Below are 19,728 nucleotides of genomic sequence, written 5' to 3' on the forward strand. Positions count from 1 at the left end.
GACCGCCCCCGAGGAGGCGGTCGGCGCATTCACGTCTTCTGTGATGTCCTATTATCCCGCCTCCGAGCTCAATAGGGTAATGCCCTGGGCTCTTTTGTGGATCAAAGCGTGCCCAGCCTATGGCCGTGAGGGTGCGCCGGTGTCTGGACTGAGGAGCGGAGCGACGAGGGAAGACACCGGGGTTGAGCACCCGAACCCGCGATGCGCAGCATCGCAATCAGCATTGTCGGAGACAGATCCTGACCCCACACTGGGTGGGGTGAACGCCCGAGCCGCGCTTTTCGATCTCTACGGGGACCACCTGCGCACGCGGGGCGGGCGCGCCTCGGTGGCGGCCCTGGTCCGGCTGCTCGCGCCGCTTGAGGTCGCAGCTCCCGCCGTGCGCACCGCCATCTCTCGCATGGTGCGACAGGGCTGGCTGGACCCGGTACGGCTGCCGCAGGGCCCCGGCTACGGGCTCACCCCCAAGTGCGCCAGACGGCTCGACCAGACCGCCGCGCGGATCTACCGGGGCGCCACGGTCACCTGGCCGGGCCGCTGGCACCTGCTCGTGCTGGAGCCGATCCGGGACCGGCCACGCCGCGAGCGGCTCAGAGCCGATCTCTCGTTCCTGGGCTACGCCCCCCTCTCGGAAACGACCTGGATCGGTCCTAGACCATCGCCCGAACTCGACGCACTGGGGGTAACGGCCGACCGATTCGAGGCCGTGCTGGACGGGGATCCGCGCGATCTGGTGGCCAGGGCGTGGGATCTGGAGGGCATCGGGCGGGCGTACGAGGAGTGGCTGGCCGGGGCGATGACCTTGGTCGCCTCGCTGCCGGACGACGCCCCCGACGACCGGGTGTTCGCGACCCGCAGCCGGCTCGTGCACACCTGGCGGAACTTCCTGTTCCGCGACCCGGGGCTGCCGCCCGCGCTGCTGCCGCCGGGGTGGCCGGGCGAGAAGGCACGGACCTACTTCGAGCAGGAGGCCGCCAGGCTGCATCCTCGGGCCGCCGCGTTCGTGGACCGCAACCTCGGTCACTGACCGGGTCGCCTCGCGACGCAGTCGGCGATGTGGTCGTTGACCAGGCCGATGGCCTGCATCAGCGCGTACGCGGTGGTGGGCCCGACAAAGCGGAAACCGTGCTTCTTGAGATCCTTGGCGAGGGCGGTGGAGCCGGGGGTGGTGGCCGGGACGTCGGCCATGGTCTGCGGGACCGGCGCGTCCGGGTCGGCATATTTCCAGACCAGGGCGGAAATGCCGTCGGGCAGCTCCTGGGCGGCGCGGGCGTTGGCCACCGCGGCTTCGATCTTGGCGCGGTTGCGGACGATGCCGGGGTCGGCCATCAGGCGGGCCACGTCGCCCTCCCCGTACGCGGCGACCTTCGCGATCGAGAACCCGTCGAAGGCCGCCCGGAAGTTCTCCCGCTTGCGCAGGATCGTGATCCAGGCCAGGCCCGACTGGAACGCCTCCAGCGTGACCCGCTCGTAGACGCCGTCGTCATCGCGGACCGGGCGCCCCCACTCCTCGTCGTGATAGGCCAGGTAGAGCGGATCGGAGGTAGCCCAGGCGCACCTGACTACCACGCCTCCTCCACATCGCCCGAGTCGACCACGTCGACCCGGTCCTTCTCCCAGCCGCCCGCGCCGTTGGGCACATCCGGCTGGTGCTCGGTCCTGGGCGGCTCGGCCGGGCGCGCGAACGCCTCCTGCCGGGCCTGCAACCGCCCGGCCAGCAGCTCGGCCACCCGCTGCTCCAGCACGGCGATCCGGGTGTCCCGCTCGCTCAGCGCGGTGGCGGCCCGGTGCAGGGTCTCGTCCACGGTCTGGGTGTGGTAGCCGACCAGGCCGATGGGCAGGTGCAGGGACGCGAAGTCGACCGCGTTCAGCTGCCCCGCATCCGGCAGCTCCAGCGGCGGCACGTCGGGGAGGAACTCGGCCATCTCACCGCCACGGCCCAGCGAGACCAGCACCACGCATCCCAGCACGGCGAGAGCGGCGACCACGAGTACGACCAGCACATACGAATCGTGCCACAACTCCCAGGGGGCGCATGCCGTCCTCAGCCGGGATCGATGGCCGGAATGATGTGGGGTCGTTTGTCCAGAAGGTCGAACGCCTCGGCCGTGGAGGTGGCCCAGGAGATCGCGTCGAAGACGTCCGGGCGGGTGAAACCCTGGTCGTACATGCCGTCGAGCAGGGCTCTGAGTGGGTCGTACAGGCCCCAGGGGTCGAGGATCACCAGTGGCTTGGTGTGCAGGCCCAGCACCCGGGCGGTCCAGATCTCGAACAGCTCCTCCAGGGTGCCGATGCCGCCGGGCAGCACCAGGAAGGCGTCGGAGCGGGCGTCCATGATGCCCTTGCGCTCGCGCATGTCCGAGGTGATCACGAGCTCGGCCGAGTCGGTGTCGGCGATCTCGATGTCCACCAGCACCCGCGGGATCACCCCGATGGTGGCGGCTCCGCCCGCTCGCGCGGCGCGGGCCACCTCCCCCATGCAGGACACGATGGCGCCGCCGCTGACCAGCGTGTGACCGCGCCGGGCCAGCTCGCCGCCGACCTCCCGGGCCAGCGCGAAGAACTTGGGGTCGATCCGCTGGCTGGAGGAGCAGAACACACAGACATGCATTTAGCCCCCCTTATCTGATGTATAGGGCATGGTGCCTATTGGGCGTCTGACACGGTTTGTTCGGCGGCTACCCGCTCGCGGGCGTCGGTCTCGCTGCGGGTGCGGTCGGCCTCCACGATGATGTGGATGGCCTCCTCGACATCGTCCACGCACCGGATCAGGTCGACGTCCGGCGGCGAGATCTTGCCGTCGGCCAGCAGCGTGCCCTTGATCCAGTCGATCATCGGCCCCCAGAAGCGGGTGCCCATCAGGACCACGGGGAAGGAGGTGACCTTGCGGGTCTGCACCAGGGTGAGCGCCTCGAACAGCTCGTCCAGGGTGCCGAAGCCGCCCGGCAGGGTGATGAAGCCGGAGGAGTACTTCACGAACATGGTCTTGCGGACGAAGAAGTAGCGGAACTCGACGCCGAGATCCACGAACTCGTTCATGCGCTGCTCGTGCGGGAGCTCGATGCCGAGGCCGACCGAGACGCCGCCCGCTTCCAGTGCTCCCCGGTTGGCGGCCTCCATGCAGCCGGGGCCGCCGCCGGTGATGACCGCGTAGCCCTCCTCGGCGAGCGCGCGGCCAAGCTGGACGCCCATCTCGTACTCGGGCGCGTCCGGTTTGGTACGGGCCGAGCCGAAGACGGTCACCGCGGGGGGCAGTTCGGCGAGGGCCCCGAAGCCCTCCACGAACTCGGCCTGGATGCGGAGCACCCGCCACGGGTCCATGTGCACCCAGTCGGCGGGGCCGCGGCGGTCGAGAAGGCGCTGGTCGTGGGTGGACTGGGACACCATGCTGCCGCGCAGGAGGGCCGGTCCCTGGCGTCGTTCAGGGCGGATCGTGTTCATGCCGACCCACCGTACCCGCGGCTCGGAAAGAATCTTGAAATTCTTCGGAAACGAGCGGAACCGGTTTTCGCGGAGGCCGCGTCTAAGAGTCGAGGGTGCTGCTCGGGACTGAAAGTGGCTTTCCCCGCCAAATGGCCGGCGAGGAAAGCCACTTTCTCCGTTCTGGGGGTGTTTCCTCAGGTCAGCCAGCTGGTCATGACCCGCTCGGCTTCGACAATCCTGGCAAGTTCGACGTACTCGTCCCGTTTGTGGGCGACTTCCGGATTGCCGGGTCCGTAGTTCACGGCGGGCACGCCGAGCGCGGAGAAACGCGCCACATCCGTCCATGCCACCTTCGCCTGGGGCGTGCCCCCGACAATGGCCGCGAACGCCGAGGCGATCGGGTTGTCCAGGCCGGGCCGGGCGCCGGGCGCGCTGTCCACGATCCGGACCTCGAAGCCGGTGAAAACCTCGGCCAGGAACGCCTGCGCCTCCTCCTCGGTGCGATCCGGGGCGAACCGGTAGTTCACCGTCACCACGCACTCGTCGGGGATCACGTTCCCCGCGTGGCCACCGTTGATCAGGACCGCGTTCAGGCCCTCGTGGTACCGCAGGCCGTCCACCACGGGCCGGCGGGGTTCGTGGGCGCGCAACCGGTTCATGATCTCGGCAGCCTCGTGGATCGCGTTGACGCCCAGCCACGAGCGGGCGCTGTGCGCGCGCACCCCGGTGGCGATCACGTCGGCGCGGACGGTGCCCTGGCAGCCGCCCTCGATCGCGCCGTCGGTGGGCTCCATCAGCACGGCGAAGTCGCCGCGCACCCAGTCGGGGTGATCACGGACCAGGCGGGCGAGGCCGTTGCGGGCCGCCTCGACCTCCTCGCAGTCGTAGAAGACCAGGGTGAGGTCGCGGTTGGGCTCGGCCAGCAGGGCCAGTTTGAGCTGGACGGCCACGCCGCTCTTCATGTCGGTGGCGCCGCAGCCCCACAGGCGGTCGCCCTCGACGCGGCTCGGCACGTTCCCGGCGATGGGGACGGTGTCCAGGTGCCCGGCCACCACCACCCGCTGGGCCAGGCCGAGGTGGGTGCGGGCCACGATGTTCGCCCCGTCCCGGTCCACGGTGAGGTGGCCGAGCCCGGCCAGCGCCCGTTCTATGGCGTCGGCGAGCGGTTTCTCCTGACCGCTCTCGGAGGCGATGTCCACCAGTTCGGCGGTGAGCGTCCTGACGTCCTGATCCAATCGCATGGAACACCAGCCTAGGGAACGCGGGTAGGTTCTGGGACGTGACAACGCGCGTCCCCAGAACAGCTCTGATCATCCTGGCCATCGTCGTCGTTCTGGGCGCCGCCATCTTCTTCGCGGTCTACCGGCTGATCCGCCAGGCAGAGCCGTACGTGCGAGGCGAGAACTGCCGGATCACCACCCCGGACGGCACGATCGAACTCGACATCGAGCAGTCCCAGGTGGCCGCGACCATCGCCGCCGTGGCGTCCCGGCGCAAGCTGCCCGAGCGGGCCCTGGAGATCGCCTACATCACCGCCATCCAGGAGTCCAAGCTCAGCAACATCCCGTACGGCGACCGCGACTCGGTCGGCATCTTCCAGCAGCGCCCCTCCCAGGGCTGGGGCACGGTGGAGCAGCTGATGGACCCGGTCTACTCGACCAGGAAATTCTTCGCCGCCCTGGAGAAGGTGGACGGCTACCTGGACATGCCGCTGCACGACGCCGCCCAGGAGGTGCAACGTTCCGCCGACGGCGGCGCGTACGCCGACCACCGGGCCACCGCGATCATCCTGGCCGGGGCGTTCGGCGGCCGGGTCCCGAAGTCGGTGCACTGCTGGTACCCGCCCGCCGAGAAGCCGGTCAAGACCACCCTCGCCAAGGCCCGCACCGAGCTCACCCGCGCGCTGGGCGCCGCCGCCAAGAAGGACAGCTGGCTGGTCGCGACCTGGTACGTCACCCACGCCCAGAAGTACGGCCTCCACCAGATCCGCTACCAGGGCGTGAAATGGGCCGCGGAATCCGGCTACGACGGCTGGCAGGAGGACGAATCAGGCAAGGACGCCCCGATGGCGGTCGCCTAACCCAAACGTTCCACTTGGATCGAACCAGGGGTCAGCGGCGAGGCGTACGAGGCCACCCACTGCCCGCCCTGCACCCGCTGGAACGACAACAACCGCCCGTCATTGGCCCGGTAGTCGGCGAAGTCGAGCAGCCCGCGGTCGGGCAGGCCGGTCATGCCCTCGGCCCGGAACGCGACAGTGCCGCGCTCGGTCGGGAAGAACTCCACGCCCTCCATGATCAGCATGCTCTTGGCGGGCACCATGCCCTGCGCCGGAACCTGGGTCCAGAGCAGGACCTCCAGGTGGACGGCCTCCTCCCGCTCGCCGCGCTCCTGGACCGAGAGCCACTGGTAGCGGCGGGTGCCGTCGTCCAGCAGATGCTCGGTCCACTGCTCGCCGTGCCAGGAAAGATGCAACGCTCCCATGGCTTTGTAGCGCACACCCGCGATATGCACGGTGTCGCCGACCTTGATAGTTCGAGGGTCGAAGAACGCCGGTCCGTCGTCAGAGCCGAAGTCCAGTCCCCCGTTCGCCGGAACCACCCGCCGGTCCTGGCGGGTGGTGGCGATGAACGCGCCCAGCACGACGATAAGCGTCGCGACGCTCAGTCCGAGCACCACCGCTGTCGTCATGGCGCGCGATCCTACTGGAGCCGACGCACAACCGCATTTATCCGTTCATCTGTGGCCGTAATCGCGATGCGAATGTGTTGCTTGCCGGCCACTCCGTAGAAATCTCCCGGAGCCACCAGGATCCCGGACTCCGACAGCCGCCGCACCTGCTCCCAGCAGCCGGAACCGTCGCTCGCCCACAGGTAGAGACCGGCGGTGGAATACTCGATCCGCCACCCCGCCGATACCAATGCGGTCCTGAGCGCGCTTCGGCGCGCCGCGTATCTGGCCCGCTGTTCCTCGGCGTGCGCGTCGTCATCGAGGGCGACGGTCATGGCGGCCTGGACCGGTCCCGGCATGATCATCCCGGCGTGCTTGCGGACTTCCAGCAGACGCGCGACGAGATCAGGATCACCAGTGACAAAACCGGCGCGATACCCCGCCAGATTGGACCGTTTCGACAGCGAATGCACCGCCAGCAGGCCCTCGTGGGAGCCGCCGCAGACGTCCGGGTGCAGGATCGAGACCGGCTGTTCCTCCCAGCCGAGGCCGATGTAGCACTCGTCGGAGGCGACGATCGCGCCGCGCTCGCGGGCCCAGGCCACCACCTTGGCCAGGTGCCCGGCCGGGAGCACCCGCCCGGTCGGGTTGGACGGCGAGTTCACCCAGACCAGCGGCACCCGCTCCGGCCCGAGCGCGACCAGCCCGTCGGTCGCGAACGGCTCCGCCCCCGCCAGCCGCGCGCCCACGTCGTAGGTCGGGTAGGCGAGCTCGGGGAAGATCACCCGGTCGCCCGCGCGGACGTCGAGCAGGGTGGGCAGCCAGGCGACGAGTTCCTTGGTGCCGATGACGGGGAGCACCGCCTCCGGGTCGACCGTGACCCCGTGCTGCCGGGCCAGCCAGCCCGCCGCCGCGGCGCGCAGGGCGGGTGTGCCGTGCGTCTGGGGGTAGCCGGGGCTGTCGGAGGCGGCGGCGAGCGCGTGCCGTACCACATCGGGCACGGAATCCACCGGCGTGCCGATCGACAGGTCGGCGATACCGTCCGGGTGGGCCTGGGCCACCTCCTTGTACGGCGTGAGCCGATCCCACGGAAAATCAGGCAGTTTGATCACGAAACTCCCCCCAAACGGGCATGCGGAAGCCGCCCACCAAGTATCAGCGGGCGGCCGAAGCGATATTCAAACTTAGCTCAGTGATCCTCAGCCTGCGGGGGCAGCACGGCGACGACCTCGTGGTCTCTTTCGATCTTGCCGACCTTGGAGGCGCCGCCCGGCGACCCCAGCTCCTCGAAGAAGTCCACGTTGGCGCGGTAGAAGTCCTTCCACTGCTCGGGCAGGTCGTCCTCGTAGAAGATGGCCTCCACCGGGCAGACCGGCTCGCACGCGCCGCAGTCGACACACTCGTCGGGGTGGATATAGAGCATGCGGTTGCCCTCGTAGATGCAGTCCACGGGGCATTCCTCGATGCACGCCTTGTCCAGGACATCCACGCAAGGCTGCGCGATGACGTAGGTCACCTCAGGCTCCTTCTCTCCAGCACGACATGGGCCGCGGGTTGCTAACGCCTAGTATTGCGTTGCCTGCCAGGTGGCTGAAACAGGAGGGGGTCAAACCTGTGTCCTTTCGCCTCACGGTGAGCATTTCCGCGGAAGACGTGGGCCGCAAGGTGACCGTGCGCCGCCAGGTTCCGGAGGGATTTCGCGACGTCGTCGGCATCCTGGAGGCCTGGTCAGACGGCACGCTGGCGGTCCGCAAACGGGACGGCACGCTGGTGGAGTTTCCCGAGAACACCATGGTGGCGGCAAAGGTCGTCCCCAGCTGACGGCGTGCCTCCTCGACCAGCCGGAAAATCACGCCAAGTATTCGAATCGTGACCACACGTGCTCTAGGTCTGGTAGCCCTGCTCGCGGTGGCCGCGGCCGCCTGCTCCGCCCCGGCTACGGACAACAAGAACCTGCCGCCGGTGAACCCCAAGGCCGCCAGCCTGCAGTCGGGCTTCACCACCATGGACCGGCTGATCGAGGCGGCGCAGAAGGAGGGCGAGCTCGTCCTCGTCGGGGTGCCCAGGGACTGGGTGAACTACGGCGAGATCATCGACGAGTTCGCGGACAAATACGGCGTGAAGGTGACCGCCCTCAAGCCCGAGGCCACCAGCGCCCAGCAGCTGGCCGCCCCCGAGAACCCCGACGTGTACGACCTGAGCCTGGACGTGGCCGTCGCCAACGCGACCAGGTTCGCGCCCTACCGGGTACTCGGCTGGCAGGACATCGCCGACGACCTCAAGGACACCGCCGGCGCCTGGTCCGCGGGCTACGGCGGCTACATGTCGATCGGCTACGACCCCGCCAAGATGGCCGCCCCGGCCTCGTTCGCCGCCCTGCTGAAGCCGGGCACCACGGTGGCCCTGCCCGGCGACCCGATCCGCACCGCCTCCGGGTTCGGCGGCGTGATGGCCACCTCGCTGGCGGGCGGCAAGCCGGACGCCGCGCGCGGCCTGAAGTTCTTCGCCGACCTGAAGAAGGCGGGCGTGCTGGCCACCCCCGACCGGGCGGCCGCGCTGCTCGACTGGGACTACCTCAACATGGCCAGGGCCGCCGCCGCGGCCGAGCAGGACAAGCCCGAGCTGCGGGTGACGATCCCGAAGAACACCGTGCTCGCCTCGCACTACGTGCAGGCCGTCAACGCCAACGCCAAGCATCCGGCCGCCGCCCGGCTGTGGCAGGAGTTCCTGTTCTCCAACGAGGGCCAGAACCTGTTCCTGCGCGGCTACGCCAGGCCGGTCCGGCTGGAGGCCATGGAGATGCGCGGCGGGCTCGACGAGGAAGCGGCCGCCAAGCTGCCCAAAGTGTACGGAACCCCAGTGACCCTCACGATTCCCCAGCAGGACGCCGCGAAGACCTACCTTCAGCAACATTGGCCCCAGCAGATAGGCTGACCACCACCCATTCCACGAATGGCCTTACAGTAGGCCTATACCGTGGAATGAGAGCCGATCTTGCGATATGACACCCCTAGTCTCATCCGGTGGAACGCTCGCGCCTACGACAGCTCCTTCGGCTATGTCTCGGCGCAGGGCGCTCCGCTGGTGGACCTGCTGGATCCGCAGCCGGGCGAGCGCGTGCTCGACCTGGGCTGCGGCACCGGCGTGCTGACCGCCGAGATCGCTTCGCGCGGCGCCAGGGTGCTCGGCATCGACGGCTCGCACTCGATGATCGAGACCGCCATCGCCCAGTTCCCCGGCCTGGACTTCACAGTCGGGGACGGGCACGACTTCACCGTCGCCGAGCCGTACGACGCGGTCTTCTCCAACGCGGCGCTGCACTGGCTGAGCCGCGATCCGGACGCGGTGATCGAGTGTGTCCGGATGGCGCTGCAGCCGGGCGGCCGGTTCGTGGGCGAGCTCGGCGGCGCGGGCAACTGCGCCGCGCTCATCGCCGCGATGCTCACCGCCTGGCGGGAACACGGCCTGCGCGACCCGCACCTGCCGTGGTATTTCCCCAGCCCTGCCGAGTACGCCGTGCGCTTGGAGCGTGCCGGTTTCACGCTTCGCCTGGTGGAGAACTTCGACCGGCCGACCCCGCTGGACGACTGCCCCAACGGCGCCGCTGACTGGGTCCGCATGTTCGCCCCCTCGCTGCTGGAGGGCGTGCCGGTGGGCACGATGGAATCCCTGCTCCGGCGGGTGAACGAGCTGGCCGCCCCCGCCCTGCGCCGGGAGTCCGGCTGGATGGCCGACTACGTGCGCCTGCGTTTCGCTGCCGTTCGGCAGTAGACGCCAATAGCTAAGCGCCAATATCAAGGTCGTCACCGAGAAACTCCCGCCAACGCGGGGGATTTGCCAGACTATGGTCTGGTCTTACGTACGTGATGGGGATGGCGATGAACTTCTGCCTGAGTGACCTTGTGCCACCGCTGCGCTGGAGTGATGCCGCCACCATCCCCACCCCGCCGGAATTACCCGCGGCCTGGTGGCGGAGCCTGCCCATGAGCCGGGTGCTGGCCACCGTCGGGCCCGGCAACATCGCCGAGCTGCTGACCGATCTGACGCTGAGCCAGTGGCGGGCCGCGGCGATCGGCGACATCCTGCCCGCTCTGCACGTGCTCCACCCCGACGACGCCGACGACCCGCAGGTGGCGATCGCGCTGGACCGGGCCGGATCCTGGACCGGGCTGCTGGCGCTGACCGGCAGGGAGCTGGCCGACCAGCCGTTCGTGAAGGTGCGGCCGGTGCTGATCGCCCTGTTCGGCGCGGTGTTCGCCCGGCTCGGGCAGACCCAGGGCGTGCGGCCCGCGCTGCCGGTGCGGCCCGCCCTGGTGGCGGACGACGTGGCCGTGGATGTGGCCGTGGTGCTGCCGCCCGCCGCCGGGGATCTGTCCGCGCTGCTGGACGGGGTGTTCGCGGCGCTGGACGACCAGACCTGGATGGTGGCGCAGAACAGGGTCTTCACCGACACGCCGACGGCCGTGGCGGAGCTGGGGCGGCTGCTGGCCGTGCCGGCCGGGCTGATCGAGGCGATGGAGAAGGCGCTGCGGGCCCGGCTGGAGGAGTGGCTGGAGTCGGCCGAGTCGGCGCCGTTCCGGGCCCACCTGGAGCGGGTCGCCGAGGTGCTGGGGGTGGCCGCGCCGAAGACGCGGCTCATCAACGCGGCCGACTGGCACGAGGAGGAGCTGCGCTCGCTGGACGTGCTGGCCTGGCAGTTCGTGCTGGCCTCGCTGCCGGGTTACCAGGTGTCCGGCGAGTGGCTGGTGGCCGGGGACATGGCCGAGCTGCAGGAGAAGACCCGCAAGCTGATCGTGAACTCCGACCGGCCGCCGACCGTGAACCGGGCCCGCGAGCTGGTCTCCAGCCTGGGGATCCGGCCCGAGGTGGCCAAGGAGTGGCTGGAGAACGTGCCCCAGCTGCGCATCCAGAGCGGCAGCAACGGCGCGCCCAAACCCCGACCCCGGCCGCGCCCCAAGCCCGCTCCCCCGCCGAAACCGGCGATCGAGGCCGAGCCGGAAGCGCCGCAACCGGAGCCGGAGCCCAAACCGGAACCCAAACCGGAACCCAAACCGGAACCCAAACCGGTGCCGAAGCCCGTCCCCAAGCCGAAGCCACCGCCGCGGACCGACCCGAAGCCCAAGGCCGAGCCAGGGCTGAAGGACGTGGCGCACACCGTGCGCTGCTTCCGCCAGCCCGACGGGCGGTGGTGGCTGCGGGTGGACGTGACCGCCGACCACCTGGCGGGCGCGGAGATCCCGCTGCCCAGCGGCTTCGCCTCCTATCTGGGGCTCACCCCCGGCGAGAGCAGGACCGTGCGGAGCGCGGCCGGGGACGTGGAACTGACCTGGGACGGCCGCCCGGCGGTGGGCTCGCTCCAGCGCATCCTGACCGAGGTCGCCGCCAAGGAGGGCGGCCACATCTTCCTGACCCTCTCCGAGGAGGGCATGCTCCGGGTCAGGCACCTGCCCTCGGCCACCGGCGGTGACACCACCGCGCGAGCGCTGCGCCTGGTCGGCTACACCGCCCCCGGCGGCACCCCCGACCAGGCCACCAGAGTGATCGCCACCCGGATCGGCCTGACCGGACCGGTCGGCACCGTGGAACTCCTGGCCCGACTCCGAGAACGCGGGGACCGCGATCTGCTGTCCCTGCTCGGGTAGCCGCCCATGCCCCGGCTCGCGGTCTCCCTGGAGTTCACCAAGGAACTCGGCGCACTGGCCCGGCCGGTCCGCCGGGACGCCGTGGTCGCGGTGCGCCGTTTCCTGCACAACTCCCCCGCCGGACCCACCCCGGAACGGGTGCGCAACGCCCGCGACCCCCGCGTCTTCACGCTGCGCCTCAGCGACCGCTACCGGGGCGTGGTGCTGCGCCAGCGCGACGTCTACTGGCTGGTCGCGATCCTGCCCGACGCCGAGGCCTGGACCTACGCGCAGCGCCACCGCTTCACCGTCAACCCCGCCATCGGCGTGATCGAGGTCTGGGACGCCGAGGCGCTGGAGCGGGTCGAGCCCGCGCTGCGCCGCTCCTCGGCCGGCTCCCCCCGCCGCCTGTACGGCCACGTCTGCGACAGCGACCTGCTCAGCATCGGCATCGACCCCCAGCTGCTGCCGCTGCTACGGCTGATGAGCACCGACGCGCACCTGGCGGCGGTGGAGCCGCTGCTGCCGGAGAGCCAGTTCGCGCCGCTGAGCGCGTTGGCCCAGGGCGGCTCGCTGGCCGAGGCCTGGCGGGAGCTGGACGGGTGCCGGTGCGTGCTGGCCGACGTGATCGACACCGAGGACCTGGCCACCGCGCTGTTACGCAGCCCTGGCAAGGCCGTGTTCGCCGCCGACCGGATCGAGCTGGACCGGATCCTGACCGTGCCGGACTGGTGCACGTTCCTGTATCCGCCGCAGCACACGTACTCCAACTGGGAGAGCTACGAGCAGCCCGCGCTGATCACCGGGGGCGCCGGCACCGGCAAGACGATCATCGCGCTGCACCGGGCCGCCCACCTGGCCCGCCACGGCACCGGACCGGTGCTGCTGGCCACCTTCTCCCAGGTGCTGGTGAACGAGCTGGCCACCAAGCTGGACATGATCATCGATGACGAGGTGCTGCGCAAGCGCGTCGAGGTGACCAACGTGGACCGGCTGGCCTACCGGATCGTGGCCGAGCACGAGGGGCGGCCGCCGAAGGTGGTCGGGGACGTGGCCAAGCTCTGGCAGGAGGCGGCCGGGAGCAGGTTCGGGGCCGCGTTCCTGCTGCGCGAGTGGGAGCAGGTGATCCTGTCGCAGAACCTGCGCTCGCTGGAGGAGTATCTGGCGGCCGAACGTCCGGGGCGGGGCACCCAGCTGTCGCCGGAGATCAAGAGCAATGTGTGGCGGGCGGTCGAGCACGTGGAGGGGCAGTTGCGGGCGTCGGGGCGGCGCACGCTGCTGCAGCTGGTCAGCGAGGCCGCCGATCTGCTCGGGCAGGCCACCGGGGACATGCTGGGCGACCAGGCGCCGGGGCGCGAGCCGTACAAGCATGTGGTGGTGGACGAGGCGCAGGACCTGCACCCGGCGCAGTGGCGGCTGCTGCGCGCGGCGGTGCCGCCGGGGCCCAACGACCTGTTCGTGGTGGGCGACCCGCACCAGCGCATGTTCGACACCCGGGCGGCGCTGGCCGGGATGGGCATCCCGGTCCGGCGGTTCCACCTGAAGATCTCGCACCGGCTGCCGCACGAGATCCTCTCCTTCGGCGTACGGCTGCGCGGCGGCGGCCCGGTCGACGGCCTCGCCGAGGGCGTCTCCGAGATGTACGGCTACCGCTCGCTCCAGCACGGCCCCCGGCCGATGGTGCGCAACTACGTCAGCCCGGAGGCGGAGATCACCGGGCTGGTCGCGCACGTGACCGACTGGCTGGCCGACGGGGTGCCGCCGAACCAGGTCGCGGTGGCGGCCAGGACCGTGGAACTGGTCAGGACCGCGCGCGCGGCGCTGCGCGCGGCGGGCATCGAAGTGAAGGTGACGATGCTGCACGGCATGAAGGGTCTGGAGTTTCGCCGGGTGGCCGTGATAGGCGTTGCAGACGGGATCGTTCCGGCGCCAGAGCAGCTCACTCCGGCCTCGGAGGACCCCACGGCCCGAGCCCATGACCTGCAACGAGAACGGGGGCTGCTCTATGTGGCCTGCACGCGGGCGAACGAGCTGCTCTACGTGTCCTACTCCGGCCGGGCGAGTCCCTTCCTGCCCACCTGATCCCCTAATCTGAACTGCGGAGATATTCCCCTTGCCGGTTGGACCTGCATGAATCTAAGCCTGAGCGACATCGTGCCCTCCCTGCGCTGGACCGCGCCCAGCCAGGTCGAGCCGATCGCCAGCGACCCAGGCCTCCCCGACGCGTGGTGGCAGGCGCTTCCCCTGGACCGGGCCTGCGCCGCGGTGGGCACGGAGCGGGTGGCGTCCCGGCTGGCCGATCTGACCACGGCGTGCTGGGGTCATCTGGTGCTGGGCGACATCATGCCGTTGCTGAGGTTCACCAACCCCGTGGAGAGCCAGCAGCTGCCGGGCGGCAGGGAGAGCGTGCTCCAGCTTTTCTCCGGCGTGCTGGACAAGCTGCTGGAGACCGAATCGGGCGATCCGGTCTCGACCCCGCCCGCGGTGCCGGAGCGGCCGCTGCCCGAGCTGGTGGACGAGGTCTTCGCCCGGCTCGACGACCGCCAGCGCGCCATCGCCAGGGACCGGCTGTATGCCGAGCAGCGCGCCACCCTGGACGAGCTGGCCCAGCGTTTCTCCGTCACCCGGGAGCGGATCAGGCAGATCGAGCGGGATCTGCGCGACCACGTGGACGCCTGGCTGTCCAGCCAGGACGCGGCCCCGCTGAGCGCGCACCTGAGCTGGCTGCGCACTCGGCTCGGCTCGGCCGTGCCGGCCGACGACCTGACCGCCGCCGTGCCGTGGCACCGCACCGAGCTGGCCACCCTGGGGATCCCGGCCTGGCGGTTCGTGCGCACCCTGCTCACCGGCTACGAGCAGGTGGACGGCTGGCTGATCGCCGGCGGCGCGGACGAGCTGCGGGAGAAGACCCGGGGCCTGTTCACCGACGGCCCGGTCCCGCTGGCCGAGGCGATCGTGATGGTCTCCCAGCTGGGCGTGCGCGAGGACGTGGCCGAGCGGTGGCTGGCGGCGGTGCCGCACCTGCGGGTGCTGGAAGGGCACGTGGTGCCGTGGCCGCGCAGCGTGAACGACAAGGCCGAGGCGGTGCTGGCGGTGGCCGGGATGCCACTGTCGCCGGAGGAGATCCAGACCAGGATCGGCGAGGACTACAGCCTGGTCGGCATCCGTAACCAGCTGACCGCCGATGAGCGGTTCCTGCGGCTGGATCGCAACAAGTACGGACTCACCCGGTGGGGCGGCGAGGAATATCTGGGCATCCGCGAGATGATCGCCAGGGAGATCCAACGGGCCGGGGGTGAGGCGTCGGTGAACACCATCGTGACTAGCCTGACCTCGCGGTATGAGGTGAGCGAGAGCTCGGTGCGCGCGTACGCGGGCGGGCCGGGGTTCGAGCGCACCCAGCGGGGGTGGATCCGGGTGGCCGGCGCGGAGCAGGGCGAGTACCAGCCGCGCCGGGACGTCTCGATGACGCGGCGCTGCTTCCGCAGCCGGGACGGGCGCTGGTGGCATCGGGTGGACGTGAACGCCGAGCATCTGCGGGGTTCTGGTTCGCCGCTGCCGACCGGGTTCGCGGCCCATCTGGGCATGGCGCCCGGCGGGCAGCTGACGGCGTCCACGGCGTCGGGCGAGGTCGTGATCAGCTGGCACAACCAGCCGACCATGGGGTCGATCCGGCCGGTGCTCGCGGAATACAACGCGGCGGAAGGCGATCATGTCTTCCTGACCGTGTCGGACGGCGGCGAGTTGCTGACCCGGTTCCTGCCCGCCAGCCCGCCCGGGCTGCCGACGCTCAACCGGGCCCTGCACCTGATCGGGTATACGGCTCCGGTGGCTTCGGAGGCGGAAGGGTTGCGGCTGATCGGGGCCCGGATCGGGCTGCCCGACGGAGCTGCGCGGGATGAGGTGCTGACCCGGCTGCGCGAGCGCGGCGACCGGGACATTCTCACGTTCCTGTAACGGCCTTTGTCGGGATCTGCCAGGATCTTGGGGCAATTGTCCGTTCAGGGAAGGATTTATCGTGAAATTTCCGGCGATTTGGGCCGGGTCGGCGGTGATGTTCGCTGGGGTGCTGGGGGTGGCGGTGGCCGTTCCGGCGGAGGCGGCGACCAGGGTTCTCGGTGTCGATGTGAGCAACTGGACCGGGGACGTCGACTGGGATTCGGTGGCCGATGGCGGGGCCGGGTTCGCGTACGTGCACGCGACCGAGGGGTTGGATTATCGCAATCCGCGTTTCGCCGATCAGTTCGGTGGGGCGAAGGAGGCGGGCATCTTCCGGGGGGCCTATCACTTCGCGCAGCCGCATGAGTCCAGTGGGGCCGCGCAGGCCGATTTCTTCGTGCGCAACGGGGGGCGGTGGATCGCCGACAGTAAGACGCTGCCGGGGGTGCTGGATGTGGAGGACAATCCGTACAAAAACCGGAATGGCCTGAATCACTGTTACGGGTTAGGCCAGGACGAGATGGTGAAGTGGATCAGTGACTTCACCAAGCGGTATCGGGCCAGGACGCACCGGGATGTGGTGATCTACACGACCACGGCGTGGTGGCGCAGTTGCACCGGTGACGCGAAGGGGTTCGGCCGGAATCCGCTGTGGGTGGCGCGGTGGGGCACGTCGGCGGGGCCGCTGCCGGCCTCCTGGAAGAGGCACACGTTCTGGCAGTCGGCCGAGAAGGGCAACCACGCGGGGGGCGAGGATCGGTTCAATGGGAGTAAGGCGCAGCTGCAGCGGCTGGCTTTCCCGCCCGCGACCTATTGGGCGACGGGGCTGGCGGTGCGGCGGAACGCGTACACGGTGACGGTCAGCAACACCGGGGCGCGGACGGTCAGCAAGCTGTCTGTGTACGGGCAGACGTTCGGGGGGAACAAGCTGGTGAAGGCGCCCAAGGCGTGCAAGATCACCGCGACCGTGTTGCGGTGCACGCTGACCTCCCTCGCGCCGGGCAAATCGGTCAAGCTCACGCTGGCGACCAAGCCGAAGGCGACTGGTCCTGTCGGGATCAACCTGAAGGTGGGCTCGTTGAAGCTGACCTTGCGGGCGGCTGGGTAGGCTCGGGGCATGCTGCGCCTTTATGACACACGTCACCGGCAGGTCGAGCCGATCCTGCCGGTGGGGGCGCGGGCGCTGCGCATGTACACCTGTGGGCCGACGGTCTACCGGTATGCCCATCTGGGCAACCTGCGCTCGTACCTGTTCGCGGATCTGATCCGGCGGGTGGTGGAGCGGCAGGGGGTGCGGGCGATGGTGTGCCAGAACATCACTGACGTGGGTCATCTGGCCGATGACGCGGAGATCGATCCCCTGGGCGAGGACAAGGTTCTCGCCCAGGCGCGGGCCGAGGGGCGGTCGGCGCTGGAGATCGCGCGGTTCTACGAGGACGCGTTCCGGCGGGACACGGGGGACCTCAACCTGCGCGTGCCCGAGCACACGCCGCGCGCCACCGAGACCATCGACCTGATGATCGAGTTGATCGCCAAGCTCATCGAGAAGGGCCACGCTTACGAGGGCCCCGATGGCTCGGTGTTCTTCTCCGCCGAATCTTTCGCGTCGTATGGCGAGATTTCCGGAAATCGTCTTGACGCGTTGCGCCCTGGGCACCGGGTCGACGGCGTGGACAGCCGCAAACGATTCCACGCCGACTGGGCGCTCTGGAAGCACGCCCACCGCGACCTGACCTGGGACACGCCCTGGGGCCGCGGTTTCCCCGGCTGGCACATCGAATGCTCCGCGATGTCGCTGGCGTTCCTGGGTGAGCACGTGGATGTGCACACCGGCGGCATCGACCTACGTTTCCCTCATCACGAGGACGAACGCGCCCAATCCGACTCTGCGGTCGGCCATGAGGTCGTACGGCACTGGGCGCACGGCGAGCACCTCCTCTTCGACGGCCGCAAAATGGCCAAATCCACCGGAAACGTGGTCCTGCTCAGCGACGTGACCGACGCGGGCCTGGATCCGCTCGCCGTCCGCCTGGCGCTCATGGAACACCGCTACCGCCAGCAGATGAACCTCACCTGGGACACCCTCCACGCCGCCGACCGCACCCTGAAACGCTGGCGCCAGAAAGTCGCCGAATGGGCCGAATCCCCCAGCAGACCCATCGCGACCGACTCCTCCACCGCGATCCAGTCAGCCTTCAACGACGACCTCGACACGCCTCTCGCCCTCCGCCTCCTCCGCGACCTCGAACGCGACCCAGCCATCCCTCCCGGCTCGAAGTTCGAGACCTTCCTCCACTTCGACCACCTCCTCGGCCTCGACCTCTCCTCCGAAATCGGCAGGGTCCCCGTGCTCCCTCCAGGCGCGGCCGAACTGATGGCCCAACGCTCCCGCGCCCGTGACGCCCTCGATTGGCCAGAATCCGACCGCCTCCGCGACGCCCTCGCCGAACTCGGCGTCAAGGTAGCCGACACCCCCGAAGGCCAAACCTGGACCCGGTAGGGTTCCCACCCACCCAGCCCTAATCAGAGTTATCGGGTTTGCCTTCGGGCAGACTTGGTGCCAGGTAGCCGCCGGTGGGTGAGCACTCCCCAACCCCGGGCCCTTCGGAGCCCTGAACAAAGATCGTGCCCCCTCCGGTCGGCCGGGAGAGTTGATCGCTGCTGGGATGTCGTGCCCACCCCTGTTCGCCGGGGGTGTGAGTACTCGTTGATTAGGTCGCCGATGGTTCTCCCGCGGGCTGCTTGGCCCGGGTTTTGGCCCGGACCGATGTCGTCGAGGGCTGGAGGAAGCGGTGCGGCTGTTCGCGGGCGATGACTGGGCTGAAGATCATCACGATGTCGAGCTGATGGACGAGTCGGGCCGGGTGCTGGCCCGGGCACGGCTGCCGGAGGGGATGGAGGGAATGGCGCGGCTGCACGCGCTGATCGGGGAACAGATCAGCGGGCGGGCCGGGGATCAGGACGGCGGGCCGGGACAGGAGGCCGGCGAAGCGGTGGAGGTGGTGGTCGGGATCGAGACCGACCGGGGACCGTGGGTGGAGGCGCTGATCGCGGCCGGATACACGGTGCTGGCGGTCAATCCGCTGCAGTCGGCCCGCTACCGGGACCGGTTACGCGTGTCGAGGGCCAAGAGCGACGCCGCCGACGCGCACGTGCTGGCCGACATGGTCCGCACCGACGCCCACCAACTGCGGCCGGTCGCCGCCGACAGCCCCCGCGCGGAGGCGATCAAGGTGGTGGCGCGGGCGCACAAGAGGCTGATCTGGGAACGCACCCGCCACGCCCAAAGGCTGCGGCACGCGCTGCGCGACTACTTCCCCGCCGCCTTGGTGGCCTTCGATGACCTGACCGCTCCCGACGTGCTGGAACTGCTCGCGGCAGCGCCGGAACCGGATGCGGCGGCGAAGCTGACCATGGGAAGGATCAGCGCGGCGCTGAAACGGGCCCGCCGCCGCAACGTCGGCGCCAAAGCGACGGCGATCCAGCAGGCGCTGCGCACCCCCCAGCTGGGCCGGCCGACGGTGGTGAGCGCCGCCTACGCCGCCACCGTCGCCTCCCAGGCCGCCATCCTCACCGTCGTGAACGAGCAGATCACCATGCTTGCCGAGCAGGTGGAGCAGCATTTTGGGCAGCACCCGGCCGCTAAGATCATCTGCTCCCAGCCCGGTCTGGGAATGATCCTGGGCGCCCGGGTGCTCGCCGAGTTCGGCGACGCCCAAGGCCGCTACGCCACGGCCAAAGCCCGCCGCAACTACGCCGCCACCTCCCCGATCACCCGCGCCTCAGGCAAGAAACGGGTGGTGATGGCCCGGCACGTGCACAACGACCGCCTCATCGACGCCCTGCACGCCCAGGCCTTCGCCGCCCTGACCGCCTCCCCCGGCGCCCGCGCTTACTACGACCAGGCCAAAGCCCGCGACATCGGCCACCACGCCGCACTCCGCCACCTGGCCAACAAACTCGTCGCCATCCTGCACGGCTGCCTGAAAACCGGAACCCTCTACAACGAGAAAACCGCCTGGCCACACCACAACCACGCCACCGCTTGACATCTAACGCCCTGGGATGTCTTTGT

At 69.8% G+C, this 19,728-nt stretch carries 19 protein-coding genes; 11 read left to right on the plus strand and 8 right to left on the minus strand.

What is annotated here, in order from left to right; genetic code table 11:
* Positions 1 to 259 precede the first annotated feature (259 nt).
* The gene (locus Aple_RS41155) at positions 260 to 1,027 is read left to right on the plus strand and encodes a PaaX family transcriptional regulator (RefSeq protein ID WP_155350197.1); all 768 of its coding nucleotides are present in this window, start codon (positions 260 to 262) and stop codon (positions 1,025 to 1,027) included.
* Here the strand turns inward: Aple_RS41155 and Aple_RS41160 are convergent.
* The 5 genes from Aple_RS41160 to dapE all read right to left on the minus strand — a co-directional run bounded on the left by Aple_RS41160 (position 1,021) and on the right by dapE (position 4,664).
* Entirely contained in the window at positions 1,021 to 1,569 is a 549-nt protein-coding gene (locus Aple_RS41160; RefSeq protein ID WP_155350198.1) for a DNA-3-methyladenine glycosylase I, read from the minus strand. The genes Aple_RS41155 and Aple_RS41160 overlap by 7 nt on opposite strands.
* Positions 1,563 to 2,003 carry a hypothetical protein gene (locus Aple_RS41165; protein WP_155350199.1) on the minus strand — a complete coding sequence of 147 codons (441 nt, stop codon included), beginning with the start codon at positions 2,001 to 2,003 and terminating at the stop codon, positions 1,563 to 1,565. Before Aple_RS41165 ends, Aple_RS41160 begins: the two co-directional genes overlap by 7 nt.
* A gap of 41 nt (positions 2,004 to 2,044) precedes the next feature.
* On the minus strand, positions 2,045 to 2,611 hold the full coding sequence (locus Aple_RS41170; RefSeq protein ID WP_155350200.1) for an LOG family protein: 567 nt from the start codon (positions 2,609 to 2,611) through the stop codon (positions 2,045 to 2,047).
* Between the two features lie 35 nt (positions 2,612 to 2,646).
* The gene (locus Aple_RS41175; protein ID WP_155350201.1) at positions 2,647 to 3,441 is read right to left on the minus strand and encodes an LOG family protein; all 795 of its coding nucleotides are present in this window, start codon (positions 3,439 to 3,441) and stop codon (positions 2,647 to 2,649) included.
* Between the two features lie 176 nt (positions 3,442 to 3,617).
* Positions 3,618 to 4,664, minus strand: a complete 1,047-nt coding sequence (gene dapE / locus Aple_RS41180; protein WP_155350202.1) for a succinyl-diaminopimelate desuccinylase — start codon at positions 4,662 to 4,664, stop codon at positions 3,618 to 3,620.
* 38 nt (positions 4,665 to 4,702) lie between these two features.
* Between dapE and Aple_RS41185 the strand changes: the two genes are divergently transcribed.
* Complete coding sequence (locus Aple_RS41185) at positions 4,703 to 5,503, plus strand: hypothetical protein (RefSeq protein ID WP_246265107.1); 801 nt, start codon at positions 4,703 to 4,705, stop codon at positions 5,501 to 5,503.
* On the opposite strand, the gene Aple_RS41190 is transcribed toward Aple_RS41185, so the two are convergent.
* From Aple_RS41190 to fdxA, 3 genes are all read right to left on the minus strand, one after another.
* Complete coding sequence (locus Aple_RS41190) at positions 5,500 to 6,114, minus strand: DUF4178 domain-containing protein (protein WP_155350203.1); 615 nt, start codon at positions 6,112 to 6,114, stop codon at positions 5,500 to 5,502. The two genes, Aple_RS41185 and Aple_RS41190, sit on opposite strands and share 4 nt — an antisense overlap.
* A gap of 11 nt (positions 6,115 to 6,125) precedes the next feature.
* Positions 6,126 to 7,205: a succinyldiaminopimelate transaminase gene (gene dapC / locus Aple_RS41195; RefSeq protein ID WP_155350204.1), complete on the minus strand. Its 1,080-nt coding sequence runs from the start codon at positions 7,203 to 7,205 to the stop codon at positions 6,126 to 6,128.
* A 77-nt stretch (positions 7,206 to 7,282) separates the two neighbouring features.
* Positions 7,283 to 7,609, minus strand: a complete 327-nt coding sequence (fdxA, locus tag Aple_RS41200) for a ferredoxin (protein ID WP_155350205.1) — start codon at positions 7,607 to 7,609, stop codon at positions 7,283 to 7,285.
* Positions 7,610 to 7,707: 98 nt separating this feature from the next.
* On the opposite strand from fdxA, the gene Aple_RS41205 reads away from it, so the two are divergent.
* The 9 genes from Aple_RS41205 (at position 7,708) to Aple_RS41245 (ending at position 19,702) form a co-directional block, all read left to right on the plus strand.
* Positions 7,708 to 7,914, plus strand: coding sequence for a putative acetyltransferase (locus tag Aple_RS41205; protein WP_155350206.1), 207 nt, complete (start codon positions 7,708 to 7,710; stop codon positions 7,912 to 7,914).
* Between the two features lie 48 nt (positions 7,915 to 7,962).
* Positions 7,963 to 9,027, plus strand: a complete 1,065-nt coding sequence (locus Aple_RS41210; protein ID WP_246265108.1) for an ABC transporter substrate-binding protein — start codon at positions 7,963 to 7,965, stop codon at positions 9,025 to 9,027.
* A 60-nt stretch (positions 9,028 to 9,087) separates the two neighbouring features.
* Positions 9,088 to 9,864 carry a class I SAM-dependent methyltransferase gene (locus Aple_RS41215; protein ID WP_155350208.1) on the plus strand — a complete coding sequence of 259 codons (777 nt, stop codon included), beginning with the start codon at positions 9,088 to 9,090 and terminating at the stop codon, positions 9,862 to 9,864.
* Positions 9,865 to 9,971: 107 nt separating this feature from the next.
* Positions 9,972 to 11,735, plus strand: coding sequence for a hypothetical protein (locus Aple_RS41220; RefSeq protein WP_155350209.1), 1,764 nt, complete (start codon positions 9,972 to 9,974; stop codon positions 11,733 to 11,735).
* 6 nt (positions 11,736 to 11,741) lie between these two features.
* Positions 11,742 to 13,796 carry a UvrD-helicase domain-containing protein gene (locus Aple_RS41225; protein ID WP_155350210.1) on the plus strand — a complete coding sequence of 685 codons (2,055 nt, stop codon included), beginning with the start codon at positions 11,742 to 11,744 and terminating at the stop codon, positions 13,794 to 13,796.
* Positions 13,797 to 13,844: 48 nt separating this feature from the next.
* Positions 13,845 to 15,671, plus strand: a complete 1,827-nt coding sequence (locus Aple_RS41230) for a sigma factor-like helix-turn-helix DNA-binding protein (RefSeq protein ID WP_155350211.1) — start codon at positions 13,845 to 13,847, stop codon at positions 15,669 to 15,671.
* Between the two features lie 61 nt (positions 15,672 to 15,732).
* The gene (locus Aple_RS41235) at positions 15,733 to 16,761 is read left to right on the plus strand and encodes a GH25 family lysozyme (protein ID WP_155350212.1); all 1,029 of its coding nucleotides are present in this window, start codon (positions 15,733 to 15,735) and stop codon (positions 16,759 to 16,761) included.
* 9 nt (positions 16,762 to 16,770) lie between these two features.
* Positions 16,771 to 18,153, plus strand: a complete 1,383-nt coding sequence (gene cysS, locus Aple_RS41240; RefSeq protein WP_155350213.1) for a cysteine--tRNA ligase — start codon at positions 16,771 to 16,773, stop codon at positions 18,151 to 18,153.
* 292 nt (positions 18,154 to 18,445) lie between these two features.
* Positions 18,446 to 19,702 (plus strand): IS110 family RNA-guided transposase, encoded by a 1,257-nt coding sequence (locus Aple_RS41245; RefSeq protein WP_155350214.1) that lies wholly within the window; start codon positions 18,446 to 18,448, stop codon positions 19,700 to 19,702.
* The last annotated feature ends 26 nt before the right edge of the window (positions 19,703 to 19,728 follow it).

It is taken from the genome of Acrocarpospora pleiomorpha (assembly GCF_009687885.1).
Lineage (GTDB): Bacteria > Actinomycetota > Actinomycetes > Streptosporangiales > Streptosporangiaceae > Acrocarpospora > Acrocarpospora pleiomorpha.

Coding starts and splice junctions, on each gene's coding strand:
- Aple_RS41230 (WP_155350211.1), top strand. CDS start 13,845: ATGAATCTAAGCCTGAGCGACATCGTGCCCTCCCTGCGCTGGACCGCG.
- Aple_RS41225 (WP_155350210.1), top strand. CDS start 11,742: ATGCCCCGGCTCGCGGTCTCCCTGGAGTTCACCAAGGAACTCGGCGCA.
- Aple_RS41175 (WP_155350201.1), bottom strand. CDS start 3,441: ATGAACACGATCCGCCCTGAACGACGCCAGGGACCGGCCCTCCTGCGC.
- Aple_RS41170 (WP_155350200.1), bottom strand. CDS start 2,611: ATGCATGTCTGTGTGTTCTGCTCCTCCAGCCAGCGGATCGACCCCAAG.
- Aple_RS41190 (WP_155350203.1), bottom strand. CDS start 6,114: ATGACGACAGCGGTGGTGCTCGGACTGAGCGTCGCGACGCTTATCGTC.
- cysS (WP_155350213.1), top strand. CDS start 16,771: ATGCTGCGCCTTTATGACACACGTCACCGGCAGGTCGAGCCGATCCTG.
- dapE (WP_155350202.1), bottom strand. CDS start 4,664: ATGCGATTGGATCAGGACGTCAGGACGCTCACCGCCGAACTGGTGGAC.
- Aple_RS41220 (WP_155350209.1), top strand. CDS start 9,972: ATGAACTTCTGCCTGAGTGACCTTGTGCCACCGCTGCGCTGGAGTGAT.